At 67.9% G+C, this 26,621-nt stretch carries 23 protein-coding genes and 1 pseudogene; 17 read left to right on the top strand and 7 right to left on the bottom strand.

All coding sequences use genetic code 11. The annotated features are described in order from the left end of the window. Positions 1–69: 69 nt before the first annotated feature. The 3 genes from AB4Z47_RS00960 to AB4Z47_RS00950 form a co-directional block, all read right to left on the bottom strand. The gene (locus AB4Z47_RS00960) at positions 70–531 is read right to left on the bottom strand and encodes an AMP-binding protein (RefSeq protein ID WP_441947227.1); all 462 of its coding nucleotides are present in this window, start codon (positions 529–531) and stop codon (positions 70–72) included. 151 nt (positions 532–682) lie between these two features. Further along, positions 683–1,771, bottom strand: coding sequence for an ABC transporter substrate-binding protein (locus AB4Z47_RS00955; protein WP_441947226.1), 1,089 nt, complete (start codon positions 1,769–1,771; stop codon positions 683–685). Positions 1,772–2,077: 306 nt separating this feature from the next. Further along, complete coding sequence (locus AB4Z47_RS00950) at positions 2,078–2,875, bottom strand: VOC family protein (RefSeq protein ID WP_441947225.1); 798 nt, start codon at positions 2,873–2,875, stop codon at positions 2,078–2,080. A gap of 547 nt (positions 2,876–3,422) precedes the next feature. On the opposite strand from AB4Z47_RS00950, the gene ctaD reads away from it, so the two are divergent. The 9 genes from ctaD to AB4Z47_RS00905 all read left to right on the top strand — a co-directional run bounded on the left by ctaD (position 3,423) and on the right by AB4Z47_RS00905 (position 12,730). Continuing rightward, a complete protein-coding gene (ctaD, locus tag AB4Z47_RS00945; RefSeq protein WP_441947224.1) occupies positions 3,423–5,165 on the top strand; it encodes an aa3-type cytochrome oxidase subunit I in 1,743 nt (580 codons plus the stop codon). 220 nt (positions 5,166–5,385) lie between these two features. Beyond that, positions 5,386–6,603: a phosphoserine phosphatase SerB gene (gene serB, locus AB4Z47_RS00940; RefSeq protein WP_441947333.1), complete on the top strand. Its 1,218-nt coding sequence runs from the start codon at positions 5,386–5,388 to the stop codon at positions 6,601–6,603. A gap of 33 nt (positions 6,604–6,636) precedes the next feature. After that, entirely contained in the window at positions 6,637–6,834 is a 198-nt protein-coding gene (locus AB4Z47_RS00935) for a protease inhibitor I42 family protein (protein ID WP_441947223.1), read from the top strand. Then, on the top strand, positions 6,831–7,637 hold the full coding sequence (locus AB4Z47_RS00930; RefSeq protein ID WP_441947222.1) for an aminoacyl-tRNA hydrolase: 807 nt from the start codon (positions 6,831–6,833) through the stop codon (positions 7,635–7,637). Before AB4Z47_RS00935 ends, AB4Z47_RS00930 begins: the two co-directional genes overlap by 4 nt. A 161-nt stretch (positions 7,638–7,798) precedes the next feature. After that, a complete protein-coding gene (locus AB4Z47_RS00925) occupies positions 7,799–8,632 on the top strand; it encodes an ABC transporter ATP-binding protein (RefSeq protein ID WP_441947221.1) in 834 nt (277 codons plus the stop codon). A 320-nt stretch (positions 8,633–8,952) separates the two neighbouring features. Continuing rightward, the gene (locus AB4Z47_RS00920) at positions 8,953–9,723 is read left to right on the top strand and encodes an NUDIX hydrolase (protein WP_441947332.1); all 771 of its coding nucleotides are present in this window, start codon (positions 8,953–8,955) and stop codon (positions 9,721–9,723) included. A gap of 34 nt (positions 9,724–9,757) precedes the next feature. Then, a complete protein-coding gene (locus AB4Z47_RS00915) occupies positions 9,758–10,534 on the top strand; it encodes an enoyl-CoA hydratase-related protein (protein WP_441947220.1) in 777 nt (258 codons plus the stop codon). A gap of 37 nt (positions 10,535–10,571) precedes the next feature. Then, complete coding sequence (locus AB4Z47_RS00910; RefSeq protein ID WP_441947219.1) at positions 10,572–11,549, top strand: class I SAM-dependent methyltransferase; 978 nt, start codon at positions 10,572–10,574, stop codon at positions 11,547–11,549. Continuing rightward, positions 11,549–12,730 (top strand): THUMP-like domain-containing protein, encoded by a 1,182-nt coding sequence (locus AB4Z47_RS00905; protein ID WP_441947218.1) that lies wholly within the window; start codon positions 11,549–11,551, stop codon positions 12,728–12,730. The genes AB4Z47_RS00910 and AB4Z47_RS00905 overlap by 1 nt, the downstream gene beginning before the upstream one ends. On the opposite strand, the gene AB4Z47_RS00900 is transcribed toward AB4Z47_RS00905, so the two are convergent. Then, a complete protein-coding gene (locus AB4Z47_RS00900; protein ID WP_441947217.1) occupies positions 12,717–14,015 on the bottom strand; it encodes an outer membrane protein assembly factor BamB family protein in 1,299 nt (432 codons plus the stop codon). The genes AB4Z47_RS00905 and AB4Z47_RS00900 overlap by 14 nt on opposite strands. A 287-nt stretch (positions 14,016–14,302) precedes the next feature. Between AB4Z47_RS00900 and AB4Z47_RS00895 the strand changes: the two genes are divergently transcribed. After that, positions 14,303–15,052: an acyltransferase gene (locus AB4Z47_RS00895; RefSeq protein WP_441947216.1), complete on the top strand. Its 750-nt coding sequence runs from the start codon at positions 14,303–14,305 to the stop codon at positions 15,050–15,052. A 53-nt stretch (positions 15,053–15,105) separates the two neighbouring features. Then, positions 15,106–15,651, top strand: a complete 546-nt coding sequence (locus AB4Z47_RS00890; protein WP_441947215.1) for a DUF1697 domain-containing protein — start codon at positions 15,106–15,108, stop codon at positions 15,649–15,651. A 99-nt stretch (positions 15,652–15,750) separates the two neighbouring features. Here AB4Z47_RS00890 and AB4Z47_RS00885 read toward each other — a convergent pair whose 3' ends face one another. The 3 genes from AB4Z47_RS00885 to AB4Z47_RS00875 are packed head-to-tail and all read right to left on the bottom strand — an operon-like array spanning position 15,751 to position 19,453. Beyond that, complete coding sequence (locus tag AB4Z47_RS00885) at positions 15,751–17,004, bottom strand: glycosyltransferase family 4 protein (RefSeq protein ID WP_441947214.1); 1,254 nt, start codon at positions 17,002–17,004, stop codon at positions 15,751–15,753. Then, on the bottom strand, positions 17,001–18,638 hold the full coding sequence (locus AB4Z47_RS00880) for a 1,4-alpha-glucan branching protein domain-containing protein (protein WP_441947213.1): 1,638 nt from the start codon (positions 18,636–18,638) through the stop codon (positions 17,001–17,003). Before AB4Z47_RS00880 ends, AB4Z47_RS00885 begins: the two co-directional genes overlap by 4 nt. Beyond that, positions 18,635–19,453 carry a class I SAM-dependent methyltransferase gene (locus AB4Z47_RS00875; RefSeq protein ID WP_441947212.1) on the bottom strand — a complete coding sequence of 273 codons (819 nt, stop codon included), beginning with the start codon at positions 19,451–19,453 and terminating at the stop codon, positions 18,635–18,637. Before AB4Z47_RS00875 ends, AB4Z47_RS00880 begins: the two co-directional genes overlap by 4 nt. Positions 19,454–19,781: 328 nt before the next feature. Here AB4Z47_RS00875 and AB4Z47_RS00870 point away from each other — a divergent pair, with 328 nt between their 5' ends. From AB4Z47_RS00870 to AB4Z47_RS00845, 6 genes and pseudogenes are all read left to right on the top strand, one after another. After that, positions 19,782–20,567, top strand: coding sequence for an electron transfer flavoprotein subunit beta/FixA family protein (locus AB4Z47_RS00870; RefSeq protein ID WP_441947211.1), 786 nt, complete (start codon positions 19,782–19,784; stop codon positions 20,565–20,567). Positions 20,568–20,677: 110 nt separating this feature from the next. Continuing rightward, entirely contained in the window at positions 20,678–21,634 is a 957-nt protein-coding gene (locus AB4Z47_RS00865; protein WP_441947210.1) for an electron transfer flavoprotein subunit alpha/FixB family protein, read from the top strand. Positions 21,635–22,072: 438 nt separating this feature from the next. Further along, positions 22,073–23,248: a helix-turn-helix domain-containing protein gene (locus AB4Z47_RS00860; protein WP_441947209.1), complete on the top strand. Its 1,176-nt coding sequence runs from the start codon at positions 22,073–22,075 to the stop codon at positions 23,246–23,248. Positions 23,249–24,073: 825 nt separating this feature from the next. Next, positions 24,074–24,250, top strand: coding sequence for a hypothetical protein (locus AB4Z47_RS00855; RefSeq protein ID WP_441947208.1), 177 nt, complete (start codon positions 24,074–24,076; stop codon positions 24,248–24,250). Between the two features lie 416 nt (positions 24,251–24,666). Next, positions 24,667–25,473, top strand: a pseudogene (locus AB4Z47_RS00850) (aminotransferase class III-fold pyridoxal phosphate-dependent enzyme); the annotation flags it as partial. Between the two features lie 86 nt (positions 25,474–25,559). Continuing rightward, a complete protein-coding gene (locus AB4Z47_RS00845) occupies positions 25,560–26,609 on the top strand; it encodes a hypothetical protein (RefSeq protein WP_441947344.1) in 1,050 nt (349 codons plus the stop codon). The last annotated feature ends 12 nt before the right edge of the window (positions 26,610–26,621 follow it).

Raw genomic sequence — 26,621 nt, 5'->3', positions numbered from 1 at the left:
GAGGGGGTATTGCCAACACTGCGCGACCCGAACATTGCTGTCCGGGTCGCGGAGGGGGGTCGTTCCTGGTCAGGCCGAGATCGGCAGGGGATACAGGTCGGCGTCGTCGAGCGGAGCGTCGGAGCTGGTCAGGTAGCGCTGGAGGGTGGAGCGACCGTCCAGCATCAGCCAGTCGATCTCGTCGGTCAGCTCGGGACGCCTATCCTTCGTGGTGATCCCCACCGTGGTGCCCAGAGCGAAGGAGTTGTCAGCGGAGACCGGGATCGTGATGGCGCCGAGCTTGACGGCGGCCCGCTCGGCCACCACGGACTCGATCGGCTGGTCGATGGCGAGCGCGATGCGGGAGCCGGGGCCCGCGCCGATCCCGAGCAGCAGCCGGGCGAGGCGGTTCGACCAGCGATCCAGTTCGGTGTAGGTGAGGTCGCAGTCGTCGGTGGACACCACGACCGCGTTCGGATCGACCTCGGTAACGGGCCGCGGCGACGGCAGCACGAAGAGGTTGTCGGCGAACGATTCGGTCAGCGTGTGCATATCGTGTCCCTCGGGTCGGATAAGAGGTGAATTGCGTGTACCTCTGAATCTCGTCCTCGAGATGGACTTTCGACAGGAACCCCAGCGTTGGTCGGAGCACTCCGAGGGTGGGCAAAACCTCACCCAAGGGTGTGCTCGGTGCCGAAGTCGGTCAGTCGGTGACGAAGCCATTGAGCGTGTTACGCAGGTCGGTGAGCAACGCGCGGGCCGCGGTGAGGCCGTTGCCATGCCAGACCGTGTCCTCGACGGCGAACACCCGGCGATCGGTGGCTGCGCCGAGATCCTTCCACTCGTCGGTGCGCAGCACGGACTCACCGTGCTGCTTCCCCTCGGTGCCCGCGAGGATCACGTAGATCAGATCGCCCTCCACCTCGGTGGCGAACTTGCCCGCAGGCACGTCGAACGAGGCGTCGCGCTGGGCCGCGGGACGCTGCACCCCCGCATCGCCGAGCACCTGACCGGAGAAGCTGTCGCCGCCCTGAATCCGGTTGGTATCGGCAGTGAATCGAATGACCGAGGCCTGGGTCTGGCCCGCGGCGATCGTGGTGCCGGTGTCACGCGCCTCGGTGCGGTAATCCCGCAGCGCGGTCTCGGCGGCGTCAGTGCGCCCCAAACCCGCTGCGAGCGCCATGAATTCAGCCTGCCAGCCGTGGTCCGCGCCGACCAGCACGGTAGGGGCGATGGTGCGCAGCGCGTCGAAACTGGCCGCGCCGGTGGGGATGTCACCCAGAATCAGGTCGGGGCGCAGATCGGCGATCCTGGCCGGATCGGGCTGGGCGGCCGATCCGACGCCGGGAATCTTCAGCACCCCGGTACCCAGATAGGCCGGCTGTGGGCTCGGCCCGTCGATGGTGACCGCGCCGACCACCCGCTCCCACAGTCCGAGCGCGCAGACTGCGTCCAGTGCGGACGTGCTGAGCACGACGATGCGCTGCGGGTCGGCGGGCACCTCCGAGACGCCCGCGGCGTGCGTGACGGTACGGGTGCTGCCGCTCGCCGGGTCCGGCGCGCTCGGAAGCGCGCACGCCCGAGTGGTGTCGCGCTCCAGCCCGACCACGCCCGCACCCGCGATGTTGGTTGTGGTGCGCACGATGGACGCGTCGTCATCGCTTTTGCCGCCGCATCCCGCCACTAGAACGGTCGCGCACACGGCCGCGACGGCGACCACCCGGTGGCCCGCCGTGGCGAGTCCGGAAAAGGCTGTGCGGTTTCGGAGGCGAACGAAGGCGCTCAGCGACATGCGGGTGAGGGTACCGTGTCCGATTTGCAGCGCCTGCGGCTGTGTTTGATTTGCAGCGCCTGCGGCACTGCGTGTTCGCGGCCCCCTCTTGGCTCGCGTCCGAGTGGGCGAGACTCGCGACTGCGTCGCATGCGCTTCGCCCACTCGGACGCGAGCCGGGCCGCGAACGGTGCTCGTAAGACTCGCACCCGACGGGGTTGGGAGTGCGTTGATAGGCGGTTCGGTATTCGGCCCATGACTCCAGCCGGGCCGCGAACACGCCGCGGCGCAGCCACGGCCAAACAACACAGGCGCTGCGAATTGAACTCAGCCGCCGATGCTGAACCGGGCGCCGGTGGGGTCGGCGATCGAGGCCATCCGGCCGTACGGGGTGTCCTGGGCTGGGGACAGCACCGAACCGCCCAGATCGACGACCCGCTCGACGGTCTTGTCCACGTCGTCGGCACCGAAGTAGATGGTCCACCCTCCGGGCGAGCCCTCGGGCAGGAACGCCGTGGCGTCCATGACGCCGCCGAGCATCGGGCTCTGTGCGTGGATCGTGGTGTAGCGGAATTCTGGAGCGTCGGAGATGGTGAAGGTGTCCGACCAGCCGAATACGTCGCGGTAGAACGCCAGCGCGGTGTGGTAGGCGCGGGTGTGCAGCTCGAACCAGGACGGCGCGCCCGCATGGTCGCGCCATTGCCCGCCGGAGACGAGGCCGATCGTCTCGAACCCGCTGAACGTGCCGGCCTGCCAGATACCGATGCCCGCGCCGCCGACGTCGCCGAGGACGGCCATGGTGCCCAGCTCACCGACCGGCATCGGAGGCACGACCACCGTTGCGCCGGCGGCGACGGCCGCGTCGGTGGTGGCCTGCGCGTCGGGGCTGGCGAGGTATACCGTCCACTGTTCCGGACTGTCGGTGTCGCCCTCCATCCGCCCCATGGCGCCCGCCACCGCGTGCCCATCTTTGCGGAAGGTGACGTACCCGCCGAATTCCGCGCCCGCGCGCTCGGCGGTCCAGCCGAACAGCTCGCGGTAGAACGCGATGCTGCGGTCGAGGTCGGAGGTGTAGAGATCGACCCAGCAGGGATCGCCGGGCTGGGTGCTGTGCGGATTGGTCATTGAGAGTCTCCTGGCCTGTGCTGAACGTTTGTCACCGGTAGAGACGGTCGTCGCGCGGAGAACTAATCGGTACGAGGACACCGCACGACGGACGCCCGCTCTCTTGGGCGTACGAGCGCCGTTCGCCGCAAAGCACTGCCGAAAGAACATGCGTGTACCGCCCAAAGCGACCGCATCAATCCCGCTTTCGCCTCCCGAAGCGACCGCATCGGCCCCACTCCCGTTTCCGAGCGCAGCGAGATCGAGCATTGCCTGTTCGCGGCCCGGCTCGCGTCCGAGTGGCCGACGCGTCCGCGACGAAGTCGCCAGCGGCGGTCGCTCGGACGCGAGCCATCGAGGGGCCGCGAACACGCCGCGGCGCAGCCGCGGCCAAACAAACACAGCCGCGGCCAACAAATACGACAGAGAGTAGGACCCGTTCGATCCGCTGTCGCGGCACGGTTTACGATTCGAAGAGCGCAAGCGAACTGTCGTCTGTTCCGGCACCGGGATGGATGCGAGCAGCGGAGCCTGCGGAGCGACCTAAAGGCACCTTTCAGGAGGATCAGTGACTGCCGTAGAGCCCCAGCCAGTCCCTCAGTTGGAAGCGACTCGGCCGTATCCGGCTCGGACCGGGCCGAAGGGCTCGTTCATCTACAAGATGGTCACCACCACGGACCCGAAGGTCCTGGGTGTCATGTACTTGACGACGTCGATGGCCTTCTTCCTCATCGGCGGTCTCATGGCCCTGATGATGCGTGGTGAGCTCGCGCGTCCCGGCCTGCAGTTCCTCTCGCCCGAGCAGTTCAACCAGCTGTTCACCATGCACGGCACGATCATGCTGCTGTTCTATGCGACCGCGATCGTGTTCGGCTTCGCCAACATCGTCCTGCCGCTGCAGATCGGCGCCCCAGATGTCGCGTTCCCGCGCCTGAACGCGTTCAGCTATTGGCTGTACGCCTTCGGTGCCACCATGGCGACCGCGGGCTTCATCACCCCGGGTGGCGCCGCGGACTTCGGCTGGACGGCGTACGTGCCGCTGACCGACATCTTGCACTCGCCGGGCGTCGGCACCGACCTGTGGATTCTCGGTCTCGCAGTCTCCGGTCTCGGCACCATCCTCGGTGGCGTCAACATGCTGACCACTGTCGTCTGCCTGCGCGCTCCGGGCATGACCATGTTCCGGATGCCGATCTTCACCTGGAATATCGCCGTCACCAGTGTGCTCGTGCTGCTCGCCTTCCCGCTGCTGACCGCGGCGCTGTTCGGCTTGGCCTACGACCGCCACCTCGGTGGCCACATCTACGACCCGGCGACCGGCGGCATTCTGCTCTACCAGCACCTGTTCTGGTTCTTCGGCCACCCAGAGGTGTACATCATCGCGCTGCCGTTCTTCGGCATCGTGTCGGAGATCTTCCCCGTCTTCTCGCGTAAGCCGATCTTCGGTTACACCACGCTGGTCTACGCGACCCTGGGTATCGCTGCCTTGTCCATCGCGGTGTGGGCACACCACATGTACGCCACCGGCGCGGTGCTGCTGCCGTACTTCTCGTTCATGACCTTCCTCATCGCGGTCCCGACCGGCGTGAAGTTCTTCAACTGGATCGGCACCATGTGGCGCGGTCAGCTGACCTTCGAGTCGCCGATGCTGTTCTCGATCGGCTTCATCGTCACGTTCCTCTTCGGTGGTCTGTCGGGTGTCATCCTGGCCAGCCCGCCGCTGGATTTCCACGTCACCGACTCGTACTTCGTCGTTGCGCACTTCCACTACGTGCTGTTCGGCACCATCGTGTTCGCGACCTACGCTGGCATCTACTTCTGGTTCCCGAAGATGACCGGACGGATGCTGGACGAGCGCCTGGCCAAGTGGCACTTCTGGACGACCTTCCTCGGCTTCCACGCGACCTTCCTGGTTCAGCACTGGCTCGGTGCCGAGGGCATGCCGCGCCGTTACGCCGACTATCTGCCCAGCGACGGCTTCACCACGCTGAACACGATCTCGACGATCGGTGCGTTCATCCTCGGCGCCTCGATGCTGCCGTTCCTGTGGAACGTCTTCAAGAGCTACCGTTACGGTGAGGTGGTCACCGTGGACGATCCGTGGGGTTACGGCAATTCGCTGGAGTGGGCTACGACCTGCCCGCCACCACGGCACAACTTCTATGAGTTGCCGCGGATTCGCTCCGAGCGTCCCGCCTTCGAGCTGCACTACCCGCACATGGTCGACCGCATGCGCGCCGAAGCCCACGTGGGTTGGGGTTCGGGCAAGCACGCCACCGAGCTCCACGAAGGCGCCGTGGCAACGAAGTAGGCGGCTGCCTCGCCTGCGCTCGGCCCGGTGCGAGGCTATGGACGGACTTCGTCCGGCTGTGCTGAAGGTGCGCCTGCGCCGTAGGATTCACCGTGGTGAGTGTGCACCTGCTGGTCACCAGCGGGTGCACACTCGTTTTGTGCAGAACGCAGTACGCACCGTGGCATTACGACAACGAGGTCCCCGCAGCGGCGGCAATACCGAACTTGGAGCGCATCAGTTGGCCGACACCACAGTCCTCGTCACCGTCACCGGGCCCGACCGGCCTGGTGTGACGTCCGTGCTGCTCGCGGCGATGTCGCGACACCAGGTGAGCCTGCTGGACGTGGAGCAGGTCGTGATCCGGGGCAGGCTGACCCTGGGCGTCCTGGTCACCTGTCCGCATGATCCCGAGGCGTTGCAGGACGAACTCGAAGAGGCCATGAACACCGTCGGCATGCACGTCGACGTCGAGGTCGGCGCCGAGATCGGCAGACATCCGATGTCCACCCACGCGGTGGTAATCCTCGGCAGCCCGGTCACCGCGCGCGCTTTCAGCGCGGTGTCGCGGCAGCTGGCCACGCTCGGCGCCAATATCGACACCATCCGCGGTATCGCGGACTATCCGGTGACCGGCATGGAGCTGCTGGTCACCGCGACCGACCCGAGCACGGACACCGACTCGCGTCTGCGCACGGCGCTGGCGGAGGTCGCGGTGGCCGAGCAGGTCGACGTCGCGGTGGAGCGCGCCGGGCTGGCCCGCCGCGGCAAGCGGCTCATCGTGTTCGACGTCGACTCGACGCTGATCCAGGGCGAGGTCATCGAGATGCTCGCCGCGCACGCGGGCGTGGAGGAGGAGGTCGCCGAGGTCACCGAAGCCGCCATGCGCGGCGAGATCGACTTCGCCGAATCGCTGCGGCAGCGGGTCGCGACGCTCGACGGCCTCGATGAGTCGGTGATCGAGGCGGTGGCCGATCGGATCGAGCTGACGCCCGGCGCCCGCACCACCATCCGCACGCTGCGCAGGATCGGGTTCCGCTGTGGTGTGGTGTCCGGCGGTTTCCGTCAGGTGATCGAGCCGCTGGCGCATGAGCTGGAGCTGGACTTCGTTCAAGCGAACACCCTGGAGATCCGGGACGGAAAGCTCACCGGACGCGTTGTCGGTGAGATCGTGGACCGGGCGGCCAAGGCGACAGCGCTGCGGAAGTTCGCGGCCGAGGCCGGAGTGCCGATGGAGCAGACCGTCGCGGTCGGCGACGGCGCCAACGACATCGACATGCTCAACGCTGCTGGGCTCGGCGTGGCATTCAACGCCAAGCCCGCGTTGCGCGAGGTCGCCGACGCCGCCCTTTCGCATCCGTACCTGGACGCGGTGCTGTTCATCCTCGGCGTCACTCGGGACGAGGTGGAGGCGGCTGACGCCAGGGACGGCCTGCTGCGCCGAGTGCCTTTGGCCTGACGGCTTTTTCGGACGAGGCGATCGGAGGGCTTGGTGAAGCAGGACGGTATGGCGGACTTCGAACCGGATTCGACGGTGCCCGTGGTGCCCGGCTCCGGCGGCAGCGCCGTGCTGACCTTCGTCGGTGCCGGGACGGGCGTCACCCAGCTGACGATGGACTACGCACGGCCGTGGGAGCCAGACATGGAGCCCGCCGAGAGGTTTTCGTCGACGATCGAGGTGGAGCGATGACGAGCATGCCGGAATGTGGTGCCGAAGTTCGCGGCAGCGGGGAGACCGCGAGGGCCGCAACGGTGTCGGACGCCGCAGGATTTCTGGCCAGGCATGCGGAGCTGGGCGCGGGCTATGGTCATGCGGGCGATCCGGACGATCCGGCCATGGTGCAGGCGATGCAGATGGTGCTGCACCTTCCCAAGATCGATCCACCACCCCGCAGCTCGCTGCTCGCGGCGGCGGCGGCCGCCGCGGTGGCGCTGTGTCTGGACGAGCGGGTATCGCCGGGCGGCGAATGGGAAGAGCGCTATCTGGCGTGGAAGCGGTCGCGGATCCGCAAGGTGGCCAGGCGTGCCCGCGGCGCTCAGTGGAGCGCGACCTGCGCGGTGGACGGCGTCACCATCGACATCGACGGCGCGCAGGCGCGGGCGCTGGTGCCTGGACCGATGAGCCAGGTCGACCCGCGGATCAAGCGCCTGCAGATCGGCGGCACTGATCTCGACCACGACGATCCCGGCCCGCCCGACCCCAAGCTGCCTGCGCTGTGGGTGAACACATCGCTCGGCATGACCCTGGGCAAGGCCGCCGCGCAGGTCGGCCACGCGAGCATGCTGCTGGCTGGTGCGCTCACCGCCGAGCACGCGTGGCGCTGGTCCGAGCGTGGATTCCATTGCTCGGTACGCGAAGCCGACGCCGAGCGGTGGAGGACCCTCGTCGGCCAGGTGGCCGACGGCACCGCGGTCGCCGTGCGAGACGCGGGGTTCACCGAGGTGGCGCCCGGCTCGATGACCGTCATCGCGGTTCCTGCCCTGGCCTGGTGAACCGGCCGCAGCGACTGTTCGGCAATCGGTGCGGGCGAGTCGGGCCGCGGCTGCGCTGCCTGTTCCGACCAGACAGGACCGCAGCTGTGCCGCGCTGATCCGACCGACCCGGCCCGGCCATCCCTCCCTGCGCTGGCAAATGCCCCCACGGGTGGTCCAAGATGGAGCGCGTGCCGCAACCGGATCCCGATCTGCTCATCGATTTCACCGACGTGACCATCCGCCGTTCGGGCCACACGCTCGTCGGGCCGGTCACCTGGCAGGTCGAGCTCGACGAACGCTGGGTCGTCCTCGGCCCCAACGGCGCGGGCAAGACCTCGTTGCTGCGGATGGCCGCCGCCGAGACGCATCCCACCTCGGGCATCGCCCATCTGCTCGGGGAGCGGATCGGCAAGGTGGACGTCGGCGAACTCCGCCCGCGCATCGGCCTGTCCTCGGCCGCGGTGGCCAGCCGGGTTCCGCTCGACGAGAAGGTCAGCGACCTGGTGGTGTCCGCCGGGTACGCGGTGCTGGGCCGGTGGCGGGAGCGCTACGACGACGTCGACACCGACCGCGCCATCGACATGCTGGAAAGCCTGGGTGCCGAACATCTTTCGGACCGCACCTACGGGACGCTGTCGGAGGGCGAGCGCAAGCGGGTGCTCATCGCTCGCGCACTGATGCCCGATCCCGAGTTGCTGCTGCTGGACGAGCCCGCGGCCGGCCTGGACCTCGGTGGTCGGGAGGAACTGGTGGAGCGGCTCGGCGATCTCGCCGCCGATCCGGACTCGCCCGCTATCGTGCTCGTCACCCACCACGTGGAGGAGATCCCGCCCGGATTCACCCACGGCCTGCTGCTCAACGAGGGTGAGGTGGTCGCGCAGGGTCTGCTCGGCGACGTGCTCACCGCGGCCAACCTGAGCGATGCGTTCCGCCAGTCGATCGCGTTGAGTCGGGTGGGCGGTCGATACTTCGCGCGGCGCGCGCGCCGCGCGGGTAAGCATCGCACCCGCTGACCAGCACGCGGTGACCGCGCCCACCAAGCGCGCGTTAGGCGTACCTCCGCCTTCGCTCCGGCCGTGCGCGGGCTGAGGACGGACTACGTCCGGCTGCGCGCGTTAGGCGTACCTCCGCTTTCGCTCCGGCCGTGCGCGGGCTGAGGACGGACTACGTCCGGCTGCGCGCGTTAGGCGTACCTCCGCTTTCGCTCCGGCCGTGCGCGGGCTGAGGACGGACTACGTCCGGCTGCGCGCGTTAGGGTGCAGAGGTGAGTGAGACAAAATCGGAGGCCGACTCTCGAGCAGGGATACCGTCGCTCAAGGACGCGTCGACGGTGATGCTGGTGCGCGACGGCGCCGACGGCCCCGAGATCTTCCTACAGCGCAGGGTCGGGGCCATGGCATTCGCCGCGGGAATGACCGTATTCCCCGGCGGCGGCGTCGACCCGTCCGACGCGACCGCGGACATCACCTGGGCCGGCCCCGAACCAGCCTGGTGGGCCGAGCGGTTCGCGACGACCGAGCCGAGGGCGAAGGCGCTGGTGTGCGCAGCGGTACGCGAGACGTTCGAGGAATGTGGCGTGCTGCTGGCCGGTCCGACCGCCGACAGCGTCGTCTCCGACACGACCCGGTATCGGGCCGCCCGCGGAAGGCTGGAGCGCAGGGAACTGTCGCTGGCGGCATTCCTCGCCGAGGAGAAGCTCGTGCTGCGCGCGGACCTGCTGCGGCCGTGGGCGAATTGGATCACCCCGGTGATCGAGCCGCGCCGCTACGACACCCGGTTCTTCGTCGCGGTGCTGCCGGAGGGGCAGCACGCCGACGGCGCCACCTCGGAGGCGGCCGAGGTGCAATGGCGCACCCCGGAGGAGGCGCTGGCACGCTGGCGGGCCGGCACCGACATCCTTTTGCCGCCGACTTGGGCGCAGCTGGTCGCGCTGGGCGAATTCGGCTCCACCGCCGACATTCTGGTCGCGTTGCCCCTGATCGATCCGATCATGCCGGTGCTCGTCGACGTCGGCGGGAAGCAGGTGCTGTCCTTCCCGGACAACCAACGCTACTTCGCCGATCTTCCGGATGCCGGTCGGCTCAGGGGATCTGTGCGCAAGTGAGTGACCGCGCGGGCACCCGGTAGCGTGGCCTCCCATGGCCGAATTCGTGACCTTGGATCAGCCCGAGGGTGATGCCGCGCGCCGCGTGGCCGTCCTCCGGATCGTCCACCCTCCGCTGAACCTGCTGAACGTTCAGCTGGCGCGCGAGCTGGCCGAGGCCACCGACACGGTTGCCGCGGACGCGGGCGTCGCGGCCGTGGTCGTGTACGGCGACGAGCGGGTGTTCTCGGCGGGTGACGACATGGCCGAGCTGTCTCGGCTGAGCGCGGACCAGGCGAGCGCCATGGTGGGCGATCTGCAGCGCGCCCTCGGCTGCCTGGCCCGGCTCCCGCAGCCTACCGTCGCGGCGATCAGTGGCTACTGCCTCGGTGGCGGGCTGGAGCTGGCGCTCGGCGCCGACCGTCGCGTCATCGGTGACAACGTCAAGCTGGGTCTGCCGCAGATCAAGGCCGGCCTGATCCCGCTCGCCGGAATCCGGCGGCTCGCGCTGCTCATCGGGCCAGGCCCGGCCAAGGACCTGGTCTACACGGGCCGGTTCGTCGAGCCGGATGAGGCGAAGGCGCTCGGCCTGGTCGACGAGGTCGTCGCGCCGGACGACGTATTCACCGCCGCGATGCGATGGGCGCGGCAGTTCGTGAACGGACCGGCACGCGCACTGGCCGCCGCGAAAGTCGTCTTCGAAGCCGGACCGCACGGCCTGGACCGCGCACGGACGGAGTGGTCGGATCTGTTCACGTCCGAAGATCGCCTGATAGGAACAGGTTCCTATCTCGCGGACGGCCCGGGGTCTGCCGAATTCGTGGGCCGATAGCGGGCGTCAACTGCGGATTTGGGTAGGCTTGCCGACCATGACGGTACGTCCCGACGACCCCGCGCCGAACCCGCACGCCACGGAGGCGGAGGTCGCAGCAGCGCTCGAGGATACGAAGCTGGCCCAGGTGCTCTACCACGACTGGGAAGCCGAGACCTACGATGACAAATGGTCCATCTCGTACGACGAGCGCTGTATCGAATACGCCCGCGGCCGGTTCGACGCCGCGGTAGGCCCGGCGCCGCTGCCCTACGGCAAGGCGCTCGAACTCGGCTGCGGTACCGGCTTTTTCCTGCTCAACCTGATGCAAGCGGGTGTGGCGAAATCCGGCTCGGTCACCGATCTGTCGCCGGGGATGGTCAAGGTCGCGCTGCGCAACGCACAGAACCTCGGGCTGGACGTGGACGGCCGGGTCGCCGACGCGGAGACCATCCCCTACGAGGACGACACCTTCGACCTGGTGGTCGGCCACGCGGTGCTGCACCACATCCCCGACGTCGAGCTGGCGCTGAAGGAGTGCCTGCGCGTGCTCAAGCCGGGTGGCCGTTTCGTCTTCGCGGGCGAGCCCACCACGGCAGGCAACTTCTACGCACGCTGGCTGGGCCGGATCACCTGGAAGGTCACCACCACGGTCACCAAGCTGCCGATCCTGAGCGGCTGGCGGCGTCCACAGGAGGAGCTGGACGAGTCCTCGCGTGCGGCGGCCCTGGAAGCGGTGGTCGATCTGCACACCTTCGATCCGCGTGACCTGGAGGCCATGGCGCGTTCGGCAGGCGCCGTCGACGTGGCCGCCACCACCGAGGAATTCGCGGCCGCGCTGTGGGGCTGGCCGGTGCGAACGTTCGAGGCCGCGGTGCCCGCCGAGAAGCTCACCTGGCGCTACCGGGTGGCGATGTACCGCGCCTGGACCGGGCTGAGCTGGGTGGACGAGAAAGTCATGCGTCGGGTGGTGCCGCGCCAATTCTTCTACAACGCCATGATCACCGGCGTGAAGTCCAGCGCTTCCGCCAAGTAGTGGGGTACGGCTTCCGCCGCGCGGACGTCGCCTTTCTCGGTAGCGCGGCGGGCGCCGCCGCGCTGGCCGAGGTGGACCGGCTGGAGCTGACCTCGGCGACGCACCTGCGCGACCTCGAGCGGGTGCGTCGCGACCACGGCGCGTGGGCGGCGGCCCTCGTCGAGACGGTGCGATTGCGCCGCAGGGCGGCCGCCAAGCTGGCCGACGCCGTGGAGTGGCTGTTCACCGACGATGCGCTGCAGCAGGCGACTCCGACGATGGTGGCACGGCAGCGGGCCGCCCGGTTGGCGGGTCGGGCCGTGCACGACGTGACGTGCTCGATCGGCGCGGAACTTGTCGAGCTGGCCCGCGTCTGCCCTTCGGTGATCGGGAGCGATCTGGACGACGTACGGCTGTCGATGGCCGCACACAATCTGTCCGGAAACCGAAACTTGTTGCTGGCCAAGGCGGACGCGCTCGTCCCGGTCAGCACGGGCACGGTCGTGATCGCCGACCCGGCTCGCCGCGCCGACGGCCGCCGCACCCATGATCCAGCGAAACTCCAACCGCCCCTTCCGGATCTGCTCGCCGCGTACGCGGGCCGCGATCTGGTCGTGAAGTGCGCTCCCGGACTGGACTTCGACCGTATGGACTGGCCCGGGGAAATCGAGGTGGTCTCGCTCGACGGCGCGGTCCGGGAGGCATGCCTGTGGTCGCCGGGTCTCGCCGAGGCGGGCATCACCCGCAGAGCGACCGTGCTGACGGCCAGCGGAACGGCCCGCACCTGTACCGGCGCTGATCCGGACGACATCCCGGAGCGGGACCCGGGCGAGTGGATCATCGACCCGGACGGCGCGGTGGTCCGCGCGGGTCTGGTCCGCCACTACGCCGCGAAACATGGTCTCTGGCAACTCGATCCGCGGATCGCCTACCTGACCGGTGACCGCGTCCCCGACGGCGTACGTGGCTTCCGCGTCATCGAACGTCTCGACTATCGGGAGAAGACGCTGCGCGCAGCCCTGCGCCGCCGTGATTGCGGTCCGCTGGAAATCCTGGCCCGTGGCATCGAGGTCGATCCGGATAGACTTCGCCGCACGCTGAAACCGTCAGGCTCCCAGCCTTATACGCTGGTGATCACCAGGATCGGCCGTACCCCCGCGGTGTTCCTGTGCGCGGCGGTTTCCGCGACTACTCCGGTTTGAAGGCGAAGATCTCGCCGATGCGGGTGGCGACCACGACCTCGCCCTTGGCGCCGACCGAGGTGCCGGTGGTGGTGCCCTGGGCGTTCGGAAGCACGTCGGAATCGACGGTGGCGCCGGTCCCGGTGTCGAACGTGATCAGGTTGAGGCCGTCGGCGATGGCCGCCGCGGTGTAGCCGATGTTGTCCGCCGTCTGTACCGGCGTGCCACGCAGCGCGATATCCTTACGCTCCCAGACGGTTTCGACGGCATCGCCCTTGTCACGCAGCGCGAGCAGGTAGCCGTCGTCGCCGGAGGGGATGATCAGTCCGGCACCCGATACCGAGATGCCGCCGCGCGGCGCCCAAGCCAGCTGCTGGACCCACTTGGTGCGCCCGTCCACGGTGTCGAGCGCGATCAAGCGGTTGCTGTTGTCGCCGACGTAGACGGTCCTGCCGTCGGCGGACAGGGCCGGGCTGGTCGCACTGCCGCGCTCCAGCAATCCGGCGCTCCATTCCCGCTGGATCGTGCCGTCCGCGTAGCGGAGGGCGACCAGCGCGGCGGTCGGCTCGCCCGGCTTCCACAGCGTCACATAGAAGCGGCCGCTCGAGGTGTCGATCGGGGAGATGTTCGCGACCGGGCACTGCGGCCCTCCGGTGGCGCAGTCGTCCAGCCCCTGGCCCGCGGCAGGCCAGGTGAGGTCGGGGTGCTCGAGGAAATCGGGCTCGCCGAGCAGTTGCACTGTCGGCACGACGCGGTCGCCGGTCTGCCGGGACAGCACGTCGACCTGGCCGGATTGGGTGACGGTCAACAGATTTCCGTCTCCGGTGAATTGCGTCGACACCGGAGTTCCCGCCACCGGAGTGCGCCAGCGCGGCTGCCCGAGATAGTTGAAGGCGTTTACGCCGCTGTCGTCGCCGACGTAGACATTGGTCATGCCGTCGACCACGGACGGCGCGGAGATCGCGCTCGGGCCGAGCGCGTTGCAGAACCGCTTGCGCCCGGTGGCCATCTGGAACGAGAAGATCGCGCAGTTCGGTAGGCGCGTGGTGACGAACAGTTGACCGTCGGGACCGAGCGTGACCGCCTCGGCGATCGGCCCGCCCACCGGACGTGTCCAGCTCAGTGCGATCTTCTTGGCGCCGGTGACGGGGCTGGTGGCACCGTTGCGGCCGTCGTGGTACGCGGCGGGCCAGCCCTTGCCCGGACCGACGGTGATGTCGTCGACATCGGTGCCGCAGCCCGCCAAGGCCAGCGCACCGACCGCGGCCAGCACGGCCGCAGCACGTATCCGGGACGGTCGCCACATGGAAGTAGCCAGTACGCCGCCGCTTCGCACCTGCCGCACTCCTGTCGTCGATGGCTCGCACGAGACTAAGGGTGTCGAACCACGGTCCCGGTTCGGTCTTTTCGCCCGCGGTTCGGGGGCGCCGTCGCCGGCGCACGAGTCACTGTACGGGAGCGCTGTGCGGGGGTGCACGAGTCCCGTCGTTGTCGTTGCGGGCACTCGTCGCCGTCCTCGCCCCGGGCGATAGGCTCTAACCGTCGCCGCCGAGGTGGGCGACAGCCCGTAGGACCACGACAGGAGAACCGTTCGTGACGAGCATGTGGGGCGCACCGTTGCGTTCGCGCTGGCGCGGATCGCGCCGTCGGGATCCGCAGCAGGCGCGCTTTCTGACGCCGGCTTCGCTGCGCTGGGTGCTCGCGAACCGGGCGTACACGCCCTGGTATCTGGTGCGTTACTACCGGCTGTTCAAGTTCCGCCTGGCGAACCCGCACATCGTGCTGCGCGGCATGGTGTTCCTCGGTCGTCGCGTCGAGATCCACGCGACGCCGGAATTGAGCCGGATGGAGATCGGCCGCTGGGTGCACATCGGTGACGGCAACGCGATCCGCTGCCACGAGGGTTCGCTGCGCATCGGCGACAAGGTGGTGTTCGGCAAGGACAACGTCGTCAACACCTACCTCGACATCGAGATCGGCGAATCGACCCTGGTCGCGGACTGGTGCTACATCTGCGACTTCGACCACAAGATGGACGACATCACGATGCCGATCAAGGATCAGGGCATCGTGAAGAGCCCGGTCCGCATCGGCCCCGACACCTGGATCGCCGCCAAGGTCACCGTGCTGCGCGAGACCCGCGTGGGCCGTGGCTGCGTGCTCGGCGCGCACGCGGTGGTCAAGGGCGAGATCCCGGACTACAGCATCGCCGTCGGCGCACCGGCCAAGGTGGTCAAGAATCGCAAGGAAGTTTGGGAGGCGGGCGCCGAGGAGCGCGCGAAATACTTTGCGGCCCTGGAGGATATCGCGCGAAAAAAGAACGGTGCCACCCAGACGGCCTAGCCGCCCCCGCGGGTCCGACCGATCTGTCGGGGCAAGCGAGTAGGTTCCCCGGCATGAACAGGTACGTCGCACTGCTGCGCGGGATCATGCCGAGCAATCCGAACATGAGCAACGCGAAATTGCGGGCGGTGTTCGAGTCGCTCGGATTCGAGGGGGTCGCGTCGGTGCTCACCAGTGGCAACATCGTGTTCCGCAGCCAGGACACCGATGTTCCCGCGCTGGAGGACCACATCCAGCAGGCGTTGAACCGGGAACTCGGGATCGGCGGCGGCACGATCATCCGCAGCTATGCAGAACTGCGCGCGCTGCTGGACACGGACCCGTTCCCCGGACTCACGCACGGGCGCGGAACATATCTGACCGCGACGTTTCTCAAAGGCACCGTCGAGGCGGCGGGAACGCTGCCCACTCAACCCGATCCGCTCACCAGGATCGTCGGCTATGACGGGGCGGCTCGCGCCTTCCTCGCGGTCATCGACAACAGCGAGCCGGGCAAGACGCCGGACTTCATGGCCTGGCTGGACAAAACCTACGGCAAGGACATCACGACCCGCACCTGGCTCACCGTCGAACGCATCGTGAAGAAGCTCGCGGCATGAGCGGTCAAGCCCGGAGGCGGCAGCGAAGCGTAACCACGGAGGGCTCCGCTCATGCGAGAGGGGATACAGCCTGAGCCGGGCGCCGATCGCGGCTGTGCACTACTTCGGATCGCGTTCCGGCAGCGGGCGGTCGACGATAGCCGGGCGGCCCAGCGGATTGCGCACCCGGCGTTTGGCCGACTGGTACACCTGGGCGGTTTCCGCGGCCACCATGTCCCATGCGAAATCGGCGGTGAGCCGTTCGCGGGCGGCGTAGGCCCGCTGCTGCGCTGCGGCGGGGTCGTCGAGGGTGGCGCGGACCGCCTCGACCAGGCCGTCGACGTCAGCCGGCGGGAAAGACGCGCCGGTCACCCCGTCGATCACGGCCTCGCCGAGGCCGCCCGCCGTCGAGGTGATCAGCGGAGTGCCCGCCGCCGCCGCCTCCAGGGCGACGATGCCGAAGGGCTCGTATCGGCTGGGCAGCACGATCGCGTCGGCGCCGTGCAGCCAGCCGAGCAACTCCTTGTGGTGGAGCTGCCCGGCGAAGATCACCGCGCGGGCGACCCGATGCACGCGGGCGCGCTCGCGCAGCCACTCGAACTGGGTGCCGACACCGGCGATGGTCAGGGTCGTACCGGGGTGGGCGCGGCGGATGCGGGGCAGCGCCGCGATCGCGTCCTGCACGCCTTTCTCGTACTCCAGCCTGCCCACATACAGCAGCCGGGGCGGACCGGTGCGCGGCGAACGCGGACGGAAGGTCCAGGCGCCCACGTCGATTCCATTGCGGATCACCGTCATCGGGATCCGCTCCGGCCCGTACAGCCGTTCCACCTCGTCCTGCATCGACGACGAGCAGGTGATCAGGGCGTCGGACTCGTTGGCGAGCCACCATTCGACCGAATGCACCTGCTTGTTGACTTTGCCCGCGACCCAGCCGCTGTGCCGTCCGGCTTCGGTGGCGTGAATGGTCGACACCAGCGGCACGTCGTAGTACTCGGCCAGCGCTATGCCGGGGTGGGCGACCAGCCAGTCGTGCGCGTGCACCACATCCGGGATCCAGCCGTCACCGATGCCGGGCTTCCCGAGGCCGACGCCCGCGCGCACCATGGCATGCCCCATGGCCAACGTCCAGGCGAGCATGTCCTCGCCGAAGTCGAACACCGGCGGATCCTCCGCGACCGCGACGACCAGCACCCCGTCGGCGATGAAGGAGTGCGTGGGGTGGGTGGAGGAGTCGGTGCCCGAAGGACGTCGAGACAGGACGACCACCTCGTGGCCCGCCGCGGCCAGTTCGGTGGCGAGGTGATGCACGTGCATGCCGAGCCCACCGACCACGACCGGTGGGTACTCCCACGACACCATCAAAATCTTCATGCATGTCCTTCTGCGGCGGAGCCGGTGGCGAGGCCCGATCCTGGCGCGGCGGTGGGCGCTGCTCCGGTGGTGCTGGGTACGGACCCCGCGGAGCCGAGTCGCCGCGCGTCCACACCGGGGAAGAGCCCGTCAGCCGCCCCCCATCCTGCCGCCAACTGCCGTGCTTTGGCGACTTGGCCCGCTCCGACGGCCGCGGCGATTTCTCGCACGGCGTGCGCGTGCTTGTACGCGCGGTCGCGTGCGTAGCCTGCGGCGGAGTCCTTGCTGACCATGAATGCCCAATCGCTGGACACGGTCAGGATCGCTTCGCGTAGCAACTGGTCGGCCACGTGATCGCGCAGGCCGGGCGCACCGCCCTGGGCCGCGCGCATCTTGTCGATCGTGTCCAGTGTCAGCCGCACGATGTCGTCGTCGAGCTCGACCAGGTCGCGCACCTGGTCGCCGGCCCACACCCGCCAGTCCTTGCCCGAGCCCCAGGACGAGTCGGCCAGCGGCACCGGTTCGCCCAGGTAGCCGCGGTCGCGCGCGTCGGCCAACGTGCCGACGGTGACGCCTGCTTCCGGCAGCGCGCGCAGCACCTGGGCCAGCCACTGCGGACCCTCGTGCCACCAGTGTCCGAACAGTTCGGTGTCGAACGCGGCGACGACCAGCGCGGGGCGTCCGATCCGGGCGGACTCGGCGATCAACCGCTCGCGCACGGTTCGCACGAAATCGTCCACGTCGCGGGCGACTGCCGCGGTGGCCAGCTCCGGGTCGTAGGGGGCCTTGTCCGGTCCGGCGACCGTCTTGCCGGTGACCCGGGCGGGCTTGAGACCCGTCGCGTGGTCGTAGTGATGGAAGTCACGGTAGGCGCCGTGGCCGGGGTAGCCGGACTTCGGTGACCAGACCCGGTAGCTCACCTGCAGGTCACGCCCGAACGCGACCACGTCGGACTCGCGCACCGGCCGTCCGAGGGTGGTATCGCCGCGTAGTGCGGGCCCGTCGACCATGAAATGCGTCACACCGGCATCGGCGTATCCGACCTCCATGCCCGGCGTGTACCCGCATTCGGGGGCCCAGATCCCGGTGGGCGTGTGGCCCCAGCGGTGCCGCGCGTCTGCCAGTCCTTCGGTGAGCTGGAACTGCCGCAGCCTCGGATCGAGCAGCGGCTGGAACGGGTGGGCGAGTGGCCCGCCGAGCAGCTCGATGGTTTCGGCGTCGACCAGTTCGCGCCAGACCGGCGCCGTGCCGTGCCGCCAGCGCTGCTCGAATTCGGCCAGTGCCGCGGCGGCCAGGCGGTGTTCGTGCCTGCCGAGCGTGACGTTGCCCGCCATCGCGGCCTCGTCGGCGCGCAGCTGCCAGTTGCCCAGCCAGTGGTGCATGCCGGCCAGGCAATGCGGGTCGTCTAGCTGGGCCGCGAGCACCGGCGTGATGCCGAGGCTGAGTAGATGCGAACGGCCCTCGGCTGCAAGGGTTCTCAGTACCTCGACGACGGGAAGATAGGACGCCGCCCAGGACTGGTAGAGCCATTCCTCGCCGACCGGCCAGCGGCCGTGATGGGCCAGCCAGGGCAGGTGGGAGTGCAGGACCAAGGTGAATTGGCCCGGTACCGGGCTTGCGGAGTGCCCACCGGGCACGGTATTGCGGTCGGTCAAGGCTTCACCGCGATGGCGACCAGGTCGAGGCTCGCGTCGATCTCCTCGGCGATGAGCACGAAGTCCTCGACCGTGACGCCCGCGACGTCCGCGGTCAGTTCCGCGGGCCACGGCTCACCGGCCAGTGCCCGTTCGATCTGTGCGTCGATGAACGATCCACCGTGCTTGGCGTCCAACATCTTCAGGCTCGGGCCGTGGTGCACGCCGACCATCTGTGCGACCTCGAATCCGGTGTCGACCAGCAGCTCGGTCAGCTCGGCGGCGTTCAGCTCCCTGGTGTGGAAGGGATTGAGCGGGGTATCGCGGCCCGGGGAGAAGGTGATCCGGTTGGGCGTGCTGATCAGGAGCTCGCCGCCGGGGCGAAGCACGCGCAGGCACTCCAGCAGGAACTGCGACTGGTCCCAGAGATGTTCGATCACTTGGAAGTTCACCACGACGTCGACCGAGGCGTCCTCCAGTGGCAGAGCGGCGAGGTTGCCATGCAGCATTTCGACGCGTGGATAGCGCGCGCGCACATGCTCGACGGCACTGGTGTCGTAGTCGAGGCCGATCACCCTGGTGGCCACGTCGGCGATCATGTCGGCGCCGTAGCCCTCGCCGGAACCGGCTTCCAGAACGGTCTTTCCCGCGCAGCGATTCAGCAGGCGGGCGTAGGCGATCTCGTGTCTGCGGAACCAGTAGTTCTCCTCGGCGATGCCGGGGACGGTGCGCTCGCCGGTCAGCGGCAGCGGTTCGGCGGCGCCGGTGGTCGTCTCGGCTTCCGCGGTAATGTCCGCCGGGTCGCTCACTGCGGCAGGGATCACAGCCTCGCTCATCACTCCGACGTTACTGGCTCTTCGGGGGAAACCCGCACCCGGTCGGGCTCGATCTGCGGACACCTCGCCTGCTGCTCGGCCCGGCGCGGGGCTGTGGGCGGACTTCGTCCGGCCGTCTGTAATAGCGGCTTCGCCATGGCTCCCATCAGGCCTCCGATCCGGCGCGTCATATCGCCCGGTATGGGGCTATGAGAGAGAAGCCACTAAGTTACCCATGGGTAACTTAACGTAGGGTAATGTCACGGCCTGAGCCACTCAGACGGACGTACGGCCATGCTCGTGCGACCACCACATCCGTGTACCTAGAACAGGAGGTCGACGAAGACCGATGCCGAACATCGTCGTACTCATCAAGCAGGTTCCCGACACCTGGTCCGAGCGCAAGCTGACCGACGGTGACTTCACCCTCGACCGCGAAGCCGCCGACGCCGTGCTCGACGAGATCAACGAGCGCGCCGTCGAAGAGGCGCTGCTGCTCAAGGAGGCCCAGGGCGGCGAGGTCACGGTGCTGGCCGCCGGCCCCGCCCGCGCCACCGAGGCCATTCGCAAGGCGCTGTCCATGGGCGCCGACAAGGCCATCCACGTCAACGACCCTGCCATCCACGGCTCCGACGCCGTGCAGACCGCCTGGGTGCTGGCAAGCGCGCTCGGCCAGGTCGAGGGTGTCGAGCTGGTCATCGCGGGCAATGAGGCGACCGACGGCCGCGCCGGTGCCGTGCCCGCGATCATCGCCGAGTACCTCGGCCTGCCGCAGCTGACGCACCTGCGCAAGTTGACCGTCGACGGCGACAAGATCACCGGCGAGCGCGAGACCGACGACGGCGTGTTCAAGCTCGAGGCCACCCTCCCCGCCATCGTGAGCGTCACCGAGAAGATCAACGAGCCACGCTTCCCGTCCTTCAAGGGCATCATGGCCGCGAAGAAGAAGGAAGTGCAGACCTTCACGCTGGCCGACCTCGGCATCGACCCGTCGACCGTGGGTGTCGCGAACGCCGGCACCGCCGTCACCGCCGCCACCCCGAAGCCCCCGCGCACCGCTGGTGAGAAGGTGGCCGATGAGGGCGACGGCGGCACCAAGGTCGCCCAGTATCTGATCGGCCAGAAGATCATCTGATCTCGGCAGTGCTAGTGCGGGTCACCGCACCCGGTCGGGCGGGGCGAGCCGCTTCGCGATCATCGCTCGTTTCGTCCTCCAGATCTGAGACTTCTTAGGAGAGAACACAAATGGCAGAAGTACTCGTGCTCGTCGAGCACGCCGACGGTGCGATCAAGAAGGTCAGCACCGAACTGCTCACCGCCGCTCGCGCCCTGGGCGAGCCGGCCGCCGTCGTGCTCGGCGCGGCGGGCACCGGCGAGAAGCTGGCCGACGCGCTGGCCGCCGCGGGCGCCGAGAAGATCTACATCGCCGAGTCCGACGATGTAGAGAACTTCCTGGTGACCCCGAAGGTCGACGTGCTGGCCGGGCTGACCGAGTCGGCCTCCCCCGCCGCGGTCATCGTCGCCGCCACCGCCGAGGGCAAGGAGGTGTCGGGTCGCCTCGCCGCCCGCATCGGCTCCGGTCTGCTGATCGACGTCATCGATGTGAGGTCGGACGGCAGCGCGGTGCATTCCATCTTCGGTGGCGCGTTCACCGTCGAAGCCAAGGCCACCGGCGATGTGCCGGTGATTTCGGTCCGCCCGGGCGCTGTCGAGGCGTCGGCGCAGGCGGGCGCGGGCGAGAAGGTGACCGTCGAGGTGCCCGCACAGGAAGAGGGCGTCGTCAAGGTGACCTCGCGCGAGCCGGTCGTCGCCGGTGACCGTCCGGAACTCACCGAGGCCACCATCGTGGTTTCCGGTGGCCGTGGCGTCGGTTCCGCCGACAACTTCGCCGTCGTCGAGGCGCTCGCCGACTCGCTCGGCGCGGCAGTCGGTGCCTCGCGTGCCGCGGTCGACTCGGGCTACTACCCCGGCCAGTTCCAGGTCGGCCAGACCGGAAAGACCGTCTCGCCGCAGCTGTACATCGCCCTCGGCATCTCCGGCGCGATCCAGCACCGCGCGGGCATGCAGACCTCGAAGACCATCGTCGCGGTCAACAAGGACGAAGAGGCCCCGATCTTCGAGATCGCGGACTACGGCATCGTTGGCGACCTGTTCAAGGTCGCCCCGCAGCTGACCGAAGCGGTCAAGGCGCACAAGGGCTGATTCCGCTCGCGTCGATCTGAGCCGGTGGCCCTGACTGGAAACGGTCCGGGCCACCGTCTTCGCTTGCCGGGTTCGGCTACAGCATGTGTCGGCGCTGGAAAAACATCGACCAGTGAGCTGTTGCCTGTCGAGCGACCCTATCTGGCCATGCGGTCAAGCCATCCGTGTTTGTCGTTGGCGCCGTGGATCCGGCAGGTACCTGCACCGATTGCTCTTCTCCCTGCTTCCTCATACAGGCCATTTCTGCGCTGACAGTAGGGGTTGCTCAAAGGTGGCGCAGTCATCACGCGGTGACGCCATAGGCGCCCTTACTCACTTATTCCCGCCATGCCTGGTGTCTCGCTCCTACGCGGAGGCAGACGACCGTTACTGAATTCCTGGCTCTAGACGGCGATCTGAGGTATGCACCACGCGAGCGGGGACGAGTAGCGTGAATGTATGACTGCCGACCTCGGCGAACGGCTGAAGTCGCTGCGCAAGCGGCGCGGCCTGACCCAACGCGAACTCGCGGACAGCGCAGGCGTCTCGCTGTCGCTGATTCGGAAGCTCGAACAGGGCGACCGTGCAGCCGCCCGCCTGGAAACGTTGCGGAAGCTCGCAATTGCCCTGCGCACACGCACGTCGACCCTGCAAGCCGGACATAGCGACGTCGAACACGCCGACGCCGGAACCACTGATATGTGGGAGCCGGTACGTCGCGCGCTTGCCGGTCAAGACGCACCGGACACGATCGACGAGCAACCGACGGTCGCAGGCGTCCACGCGGCCTATGAGGCGCTGATGCCCAAGATCGACGCCCACCGGTACACGGAAATCTCAGTAGTGCTACCCGCGCTGTTGCGCGACGCCGAGTTGCTCACCGACCACGAGGGGCGCGCAATCCGCGCCCGCCTGCTCAGCATGACCGGCTGGATGCTGACCCAGAACAGGCAATTCGACATCGCAGCAATGACGCTGGACAGGGCCGTCGACGCCGCCCCCGAACGCGGGATAGCAGTCGGTGCGGTCAATGTCGCGGTCTGGTCGCACCTCCGGCAGGGCAACCTCGACGCAGCCCGCGAACTCGCGGTCAAATGGGCCGACGATATCGAACCGCGCTTCTCTCGCGCGACCGCGTCGCAACTCGCGCTGTGGGGCCGACTGTGGCTGTACGTAGCAAACGTTGGTGTGCGCGACAACTCGCCCGGCGCGACCGAGGATGCGCTCAGCCTGGCCCGCGCCGCCGCGGTCCGAATCGGGCGCGAGGTGCTGTACGACCCGAATCCGAATCGGCTTTTCGGGCCAGTGACCGTCGCTCAGATCACCGGCGAGTGCGCCGTGATCGCGGAGCAGCCGAGCAAGACATTGGCTATCGCTGAGAGCCTGCCGACGGCGGTCCTATCGCCGACCGCGGCCGGTCGACTGCGTCACCGGCTCGACGTGGCCAACGCACACACACAGTTGCGCCAGTACGGCGAGGCGATGCACACCTTGCAACAGGTTCGCTCTATCGCGCCCGAATGGCTTGCCCAGCAACGCTATGCGCGTGACGTGCTCAGCAAAATCGTGAAAGAGCGTCGCACCCTCACCGACGAAATGCGCGAGCTGGCAACACTCATCCGGCTCGAGTACTGACCTCACTGGTCAGCCCTACCTTTGTGGCACTTTCGGCAAACCGGTTCCGGAAGTGACACGGACAATCCTCCTTGTCCGGCGCGACGCTGTCCCCTGGCCCCGACGCCGGGTTGAACTCTTCTCCGCAGCATGTTCCCCGGCGTCGGGTGCTTACCAGCCCAAAGGGACGAAGGGGATACCGATGCCGTGGTTTCAGGAGTGGTGGGCGCTGACGATTCCCGTCGCGCTCTGCATAGTCGTGGTCGCATGGGCGGTCGCAGACAATCGGCGGCTCATGTCCCCCAAACACGCTCCTGCGCCGAGTGATTCGATCCCCATCGCGGGTAGGGAATCACTTCAGAACGGACGGTTCTGCTTACCGGCCGATGCCGGACCCGGCGGGGCCACCGGACGGGGAGGTAGCGAGCGGCCGAAGCCGACAGCAGTGATCTTCCTCGACCGGCGTGCTCCGAGCCCGAGCAAAGATCCTGCCCTCGACCTGCAACATGCGCTCAACCTCGCAGATCAGGTCCGCTTTGATGTACTGCGGTGCTATGTGGCCGGTCCCATGCGTCCGCGGGCGTTCATCGAAATGATTAATTATGTTCTACACCAAAGGGTTTCGGTAGTTCTTACACCGCGCATCGAGCAGGTCCGTCTCGATGACCTCAGCACGCTGTGCAACGTGATGGCCGTGGACACAGGGATCGTCTATCCCCGGCAGATTCAGCCACCTCGACCAGTCGAGGCTCCTCGGCTGTGGGCGGGGCACGCGTGAGTTGCGCGGCCATACAGGTGTGGGGCTGGAGACATCGTGACCATCGCGCGTGCCCGTACGAAGAGCCATTGCGGGCCTTCAGCGACATCGTGCAGCGGTTCGCCTTCGATCACCGCAACTGCACACCCGGCGACGGCGATACGGAGGACTGCTGCGGCATGCTTGCTCAGCTACTGCGCATCCGCGCCGAGGAAGGCTGGGATTGGCCCGTGCCGAGGCCGGTTGATTCGGAGGCAGGTTCGTGACCCGCTGGTGGTTCGAACATGACGGCTGTACAGGACACGACTGCGTCAAAGGTCATGCCGCCTCCAGGTTCGAGAGTTCCTTGCGGCTGTTCCGCTCGGCCACACAAGCATGGGGCCTGAGACATGGCGACTGCGCGCCTGGTGATGGCGAAACGCAGGAATCGTGCAGCGCCCTGGCTCAAGTCCTATGCCTGTGTGAGGAACAGGGATGGGACTGGCCCGATGGTCTCCGACCGGGCCGCAAGCAACAAGAAGTACCTGAACAGTCACGGTTCTGCCGCCTGTCGGGGCCACGCCGGACCAGCCGCTGCCGGATGCCGGACCATTCCGGCGGGTCCGCAGGAATCCGCAAGTTCCACACAAAGCGCCAACGCTGACCCAACCTGGGCAGCACAAACATGATTGGGTGATCGAGAATGCAATCTATTGGATCCAAAATCATCACCAGCTCGCGCACCGGGAATGTGGTTATGGCGGCGCTACATCCACATTGGCCGCCGATCGTGTACGCAAGCGGCGCGCATTTCACCGTCGCCGACGGTCGTCGGTTCATTGACTTGTCTGCGCAGACGCTGAACCTCGCGCTGGGACACTGTCATCCGCGAGTAGCCGAGGCTGTTGCTACGCAGGCCAAGCAGGTATCGTTTGCCTCTTCGCGGTTCGCGAGCCTGCCGTTCATTCTGTTGGCCCGCCGCATCGCCGACCTTGCCCCCGAAGGGCTCGACGCTGTCGCGCTCAAGCTCGCTGATGGGTCCGACGCGGTCGAGACCGCGGTCAAACTGGCGATGTTGCACACCCGTCGCCAGCACATCGCCTGCCTGCCCGGCGCCTGGCACGGCGAAACCCATCTGACTCTCGGCCTGGCGAGCACCCACGCCGGGCGCCTGGTCGCCAATGACTCCGTCGCAATATGGGCCGCCGAACCCAGTATTCGCGCGTTGGTGCGGTTGGTGCGGTCCCGTCGAGACCTCGCTGCCGCCATCCTGGATCCGGCGATGGTCTCCAACGGCCTGCCGGCTGCGCCGACTGCTGGCGACCTCGTTGAGCTCAGGCAGGCTTGCGACGACACTGGCACCCTGCTGATCTTCGACGAGATCCAAACCTTCGGCTGGCTCGGGCCGGATCTGTTCACCACCGAACGCACCGGCGTGCATCCGGACATGATCTGCTTGGGCAAGGCGTTCTCCTCGGGCTTCCCGCTGGCTGCGGTACTGGCGCGCCGTGAACTTGCCTCGGTACTGCAATACAACGACGGCGAGTTCACCTACGGCGGGCACCCAGTTGTGCGGCGGCGCTGGCGGGATTGGAGGTGCTGTGCGAGCTGCGCGACCAACTCGCCGAACGAGAAGACGTCTTCGCCGCCATGCTGGGTGAGGTGTTCGACGACCGGTTCGAGGTCCGTCGTCACGGCCTCATCGCCACCGTCACCATCGCCAGCGATCGCATGCGCGAAGCGTGGGCAGCACACGCCGTACCCGCCTGCTCGGCTGCTGGACTGCTGGTACGGCCCAACGACCACGGTCGGAGACTGCTGATCAAACCGCCTCTGGTTCTGCCCGAGAGCGAGCTCCGCGCCTGCCTGGCCACCATGGCGCACTTGTGTGAGCAGGCCATCGACGAAATTGCCACCGTGCGCCCGGCCGAGTCCGCGCGTACGGGCGTCGCCTTCCCGGCGGGCACCGTGCTGCGGAAACCGTTGCAGCCGAACCCGAACGAAGGCTATGTCGCGGCCCTCCTGCGCGCGGCGCCAGTGCACTTGCGCATCGCCAGCCGTGACGCAGCGGCGCAGCAGGACCTCACCCGCAGGCTCGCCGAGATCGGCGTGCCGACCGCGGCGATCTATGCAACCCCGGACGGCGAGGCGATCGACTACGGGTTCGTACCGGGCCGTTCCTTGCGTCAGGTGCTCACCGACCCCTCGACCGACGCTGCCGCCATCAACGGCCTCGCGCTGCGCCACCACGAATTGATTTGCCGCGCACACGATAACGGCATCATCCTCGGTGACCGCTGGCCGGGCAATGCCATCGCTTCGGGTGCCGATGTGATCCTGATCGACTTCGATCTCGGATACGACGGACCCGCCCACGAACTGATGCTGTTCGAGGAAGCGTTCGCGGTACTGCAAACCCTCGTGGCCATCCCCGCCGACTACATCGGCCGCGAAGACCTCGAGGGACGGCTGGTCGATGCCGTCGCGGCACGGCACGGCACTGCACGCACTGAATCAGAGTTCGCACGCTTGGCCGAGTGGTACTTGGATCCGGCGCGCCCTGTGCATCCCAGCTCCGACCCCACCAACACCTACCGGGCCATCGTGACTCCCGCCTTGGCCAGGCTCAGTGGCATCCGCCACTAACCGATGCCGAGC

This window comes from Nocardia sp. 2TAF39, from assembly GCF_052114905.1.
Classification (GTDB): domain Bacteria; phylum Actinomycetota; class Actinomycetes; order Mycobacteriales; family Mycobacteriaceae; genus Nocardia.
This window is presented reverse-complemented; position numbering and strand designations above follow the sequence as displayed.

What these genes read in the sequence shown, in the direction of transcription:
- AB4Z47_RS00960 (WP_441947227.1), bottom strand. Translation starts at nt 531, where the DNA reads ATGCACACGCTGACCGAATCGTTCGCCGACAACCTCTTCGTGCTGCCG.
- AB4Z47_RS00955 (WP_441947226.1), bottom strand. Translation starts at nt 1,771, where the DNA reads ATGTCGCTGAGCGCCTTCGTTCGCCTCCGAAACCGCACAGCCTTTTCC.
- AB4Z47_RS00950 (WP_441947225.1), bottom strand. Translation starts at nt 2,875, where the DNA reads ATGACCAATCCGCACAGCACCCAGCCCGGCGATCCCTGCTGGGTCGAT.
- AB4Z47_RS00930 (WP_441947222.1), top strand. Translation starts at nt 6,831, where the DNA reads ATGACGAGCATGCCGGAATGTGGTGCCGAAGTTCGCGGCAGCGGGGAG.
- AB4Z47_RS00925 (WP_441947221.1), top strand. Translation starts at nt 7,799, where the DNA reads ATGGAGCGCGTGCCGCAACCGGATCCCGATCTGCTCATCGATTTCACC.
- AB4Z47_RS00920 (WP_441947332.1), top strand. Translation starts at nt 8,953, where the DNA reads ATGCTGGTGCGCGACGGCGCCGACGGCCCCGAGATCTTCCTACAGCGC.
- AB4Z47_RS00915 (WP_441947220.1), top strand. Translation starts at nt 9,758, where the DNA reads ATGGCCGAATTCGTGACCTTGGATCAGCCCGAGGGTGATGCCGCGCGC.
- AB4Z47_RS00910 (WP_441947219.1), top strand. Translation starts at nt 10,572, where the DNA reads ATGACGGTACGTCCCGACGACCCCGCGCCGAACCCGCACGCCACGGAG.
- AB4Z47_RS00900 (WP_441947217.1), bottom strand. Translation starts at nt 14,015, where the DNA reads ATGTGGCGACCGTCCCGGATACGTGCTGCGGCCGTGCTGGCCGCGGTC.
- AB4Z47_RS00890 (WP_441947215.1), top strand. Translation starts at nt 15,106, where the DNA reads ATGAACAGGTACGTCGCACTGCTGCGCGGGATCATGCCGAGCAATCCG.
- AB4Z47_RS00885 (WP_441947214.1), bottom strand. Translation starts at nt 17,004, where the DNA reads ATGAAGATTTTGATGGTGTCGTGGGAGTACCCACCGGTCGTGGTCGGT.
- AB4Z47_RS00875 (WP_441947212.1), bottom strand. Translation starts at nt 19,453, where the DNA reads ATGAGCGAGGCTGTGATCCCTGCCGCAGTGAGCGACCCGGCGGACATT.
- AB4Z47_RS00870 (WP_441947211.1), top strand. Translation starts at nt 19,782, where the DNA reads ATGCCGAACATCGTCGTACTCATCAAGCAGGTTCCCGACACCTGGTCC.
- AB4Z47_RS00865 (WP_441947210.1), top strand. Translation starts at nt 20,678, where the DNA reads ATGGCAGAAGTACTCGTGCTCGTCGAGCACGCCGACGGTGCGATCAAG.
- AB4Z47_RS00860 (WP_441947209.1), top strand. Translation starts at nt 22,073, where the DNA reads ATGACTGCCGACCTCGGCGAACGGCTGAAGTCGCTGCGCAAGCGGCGC.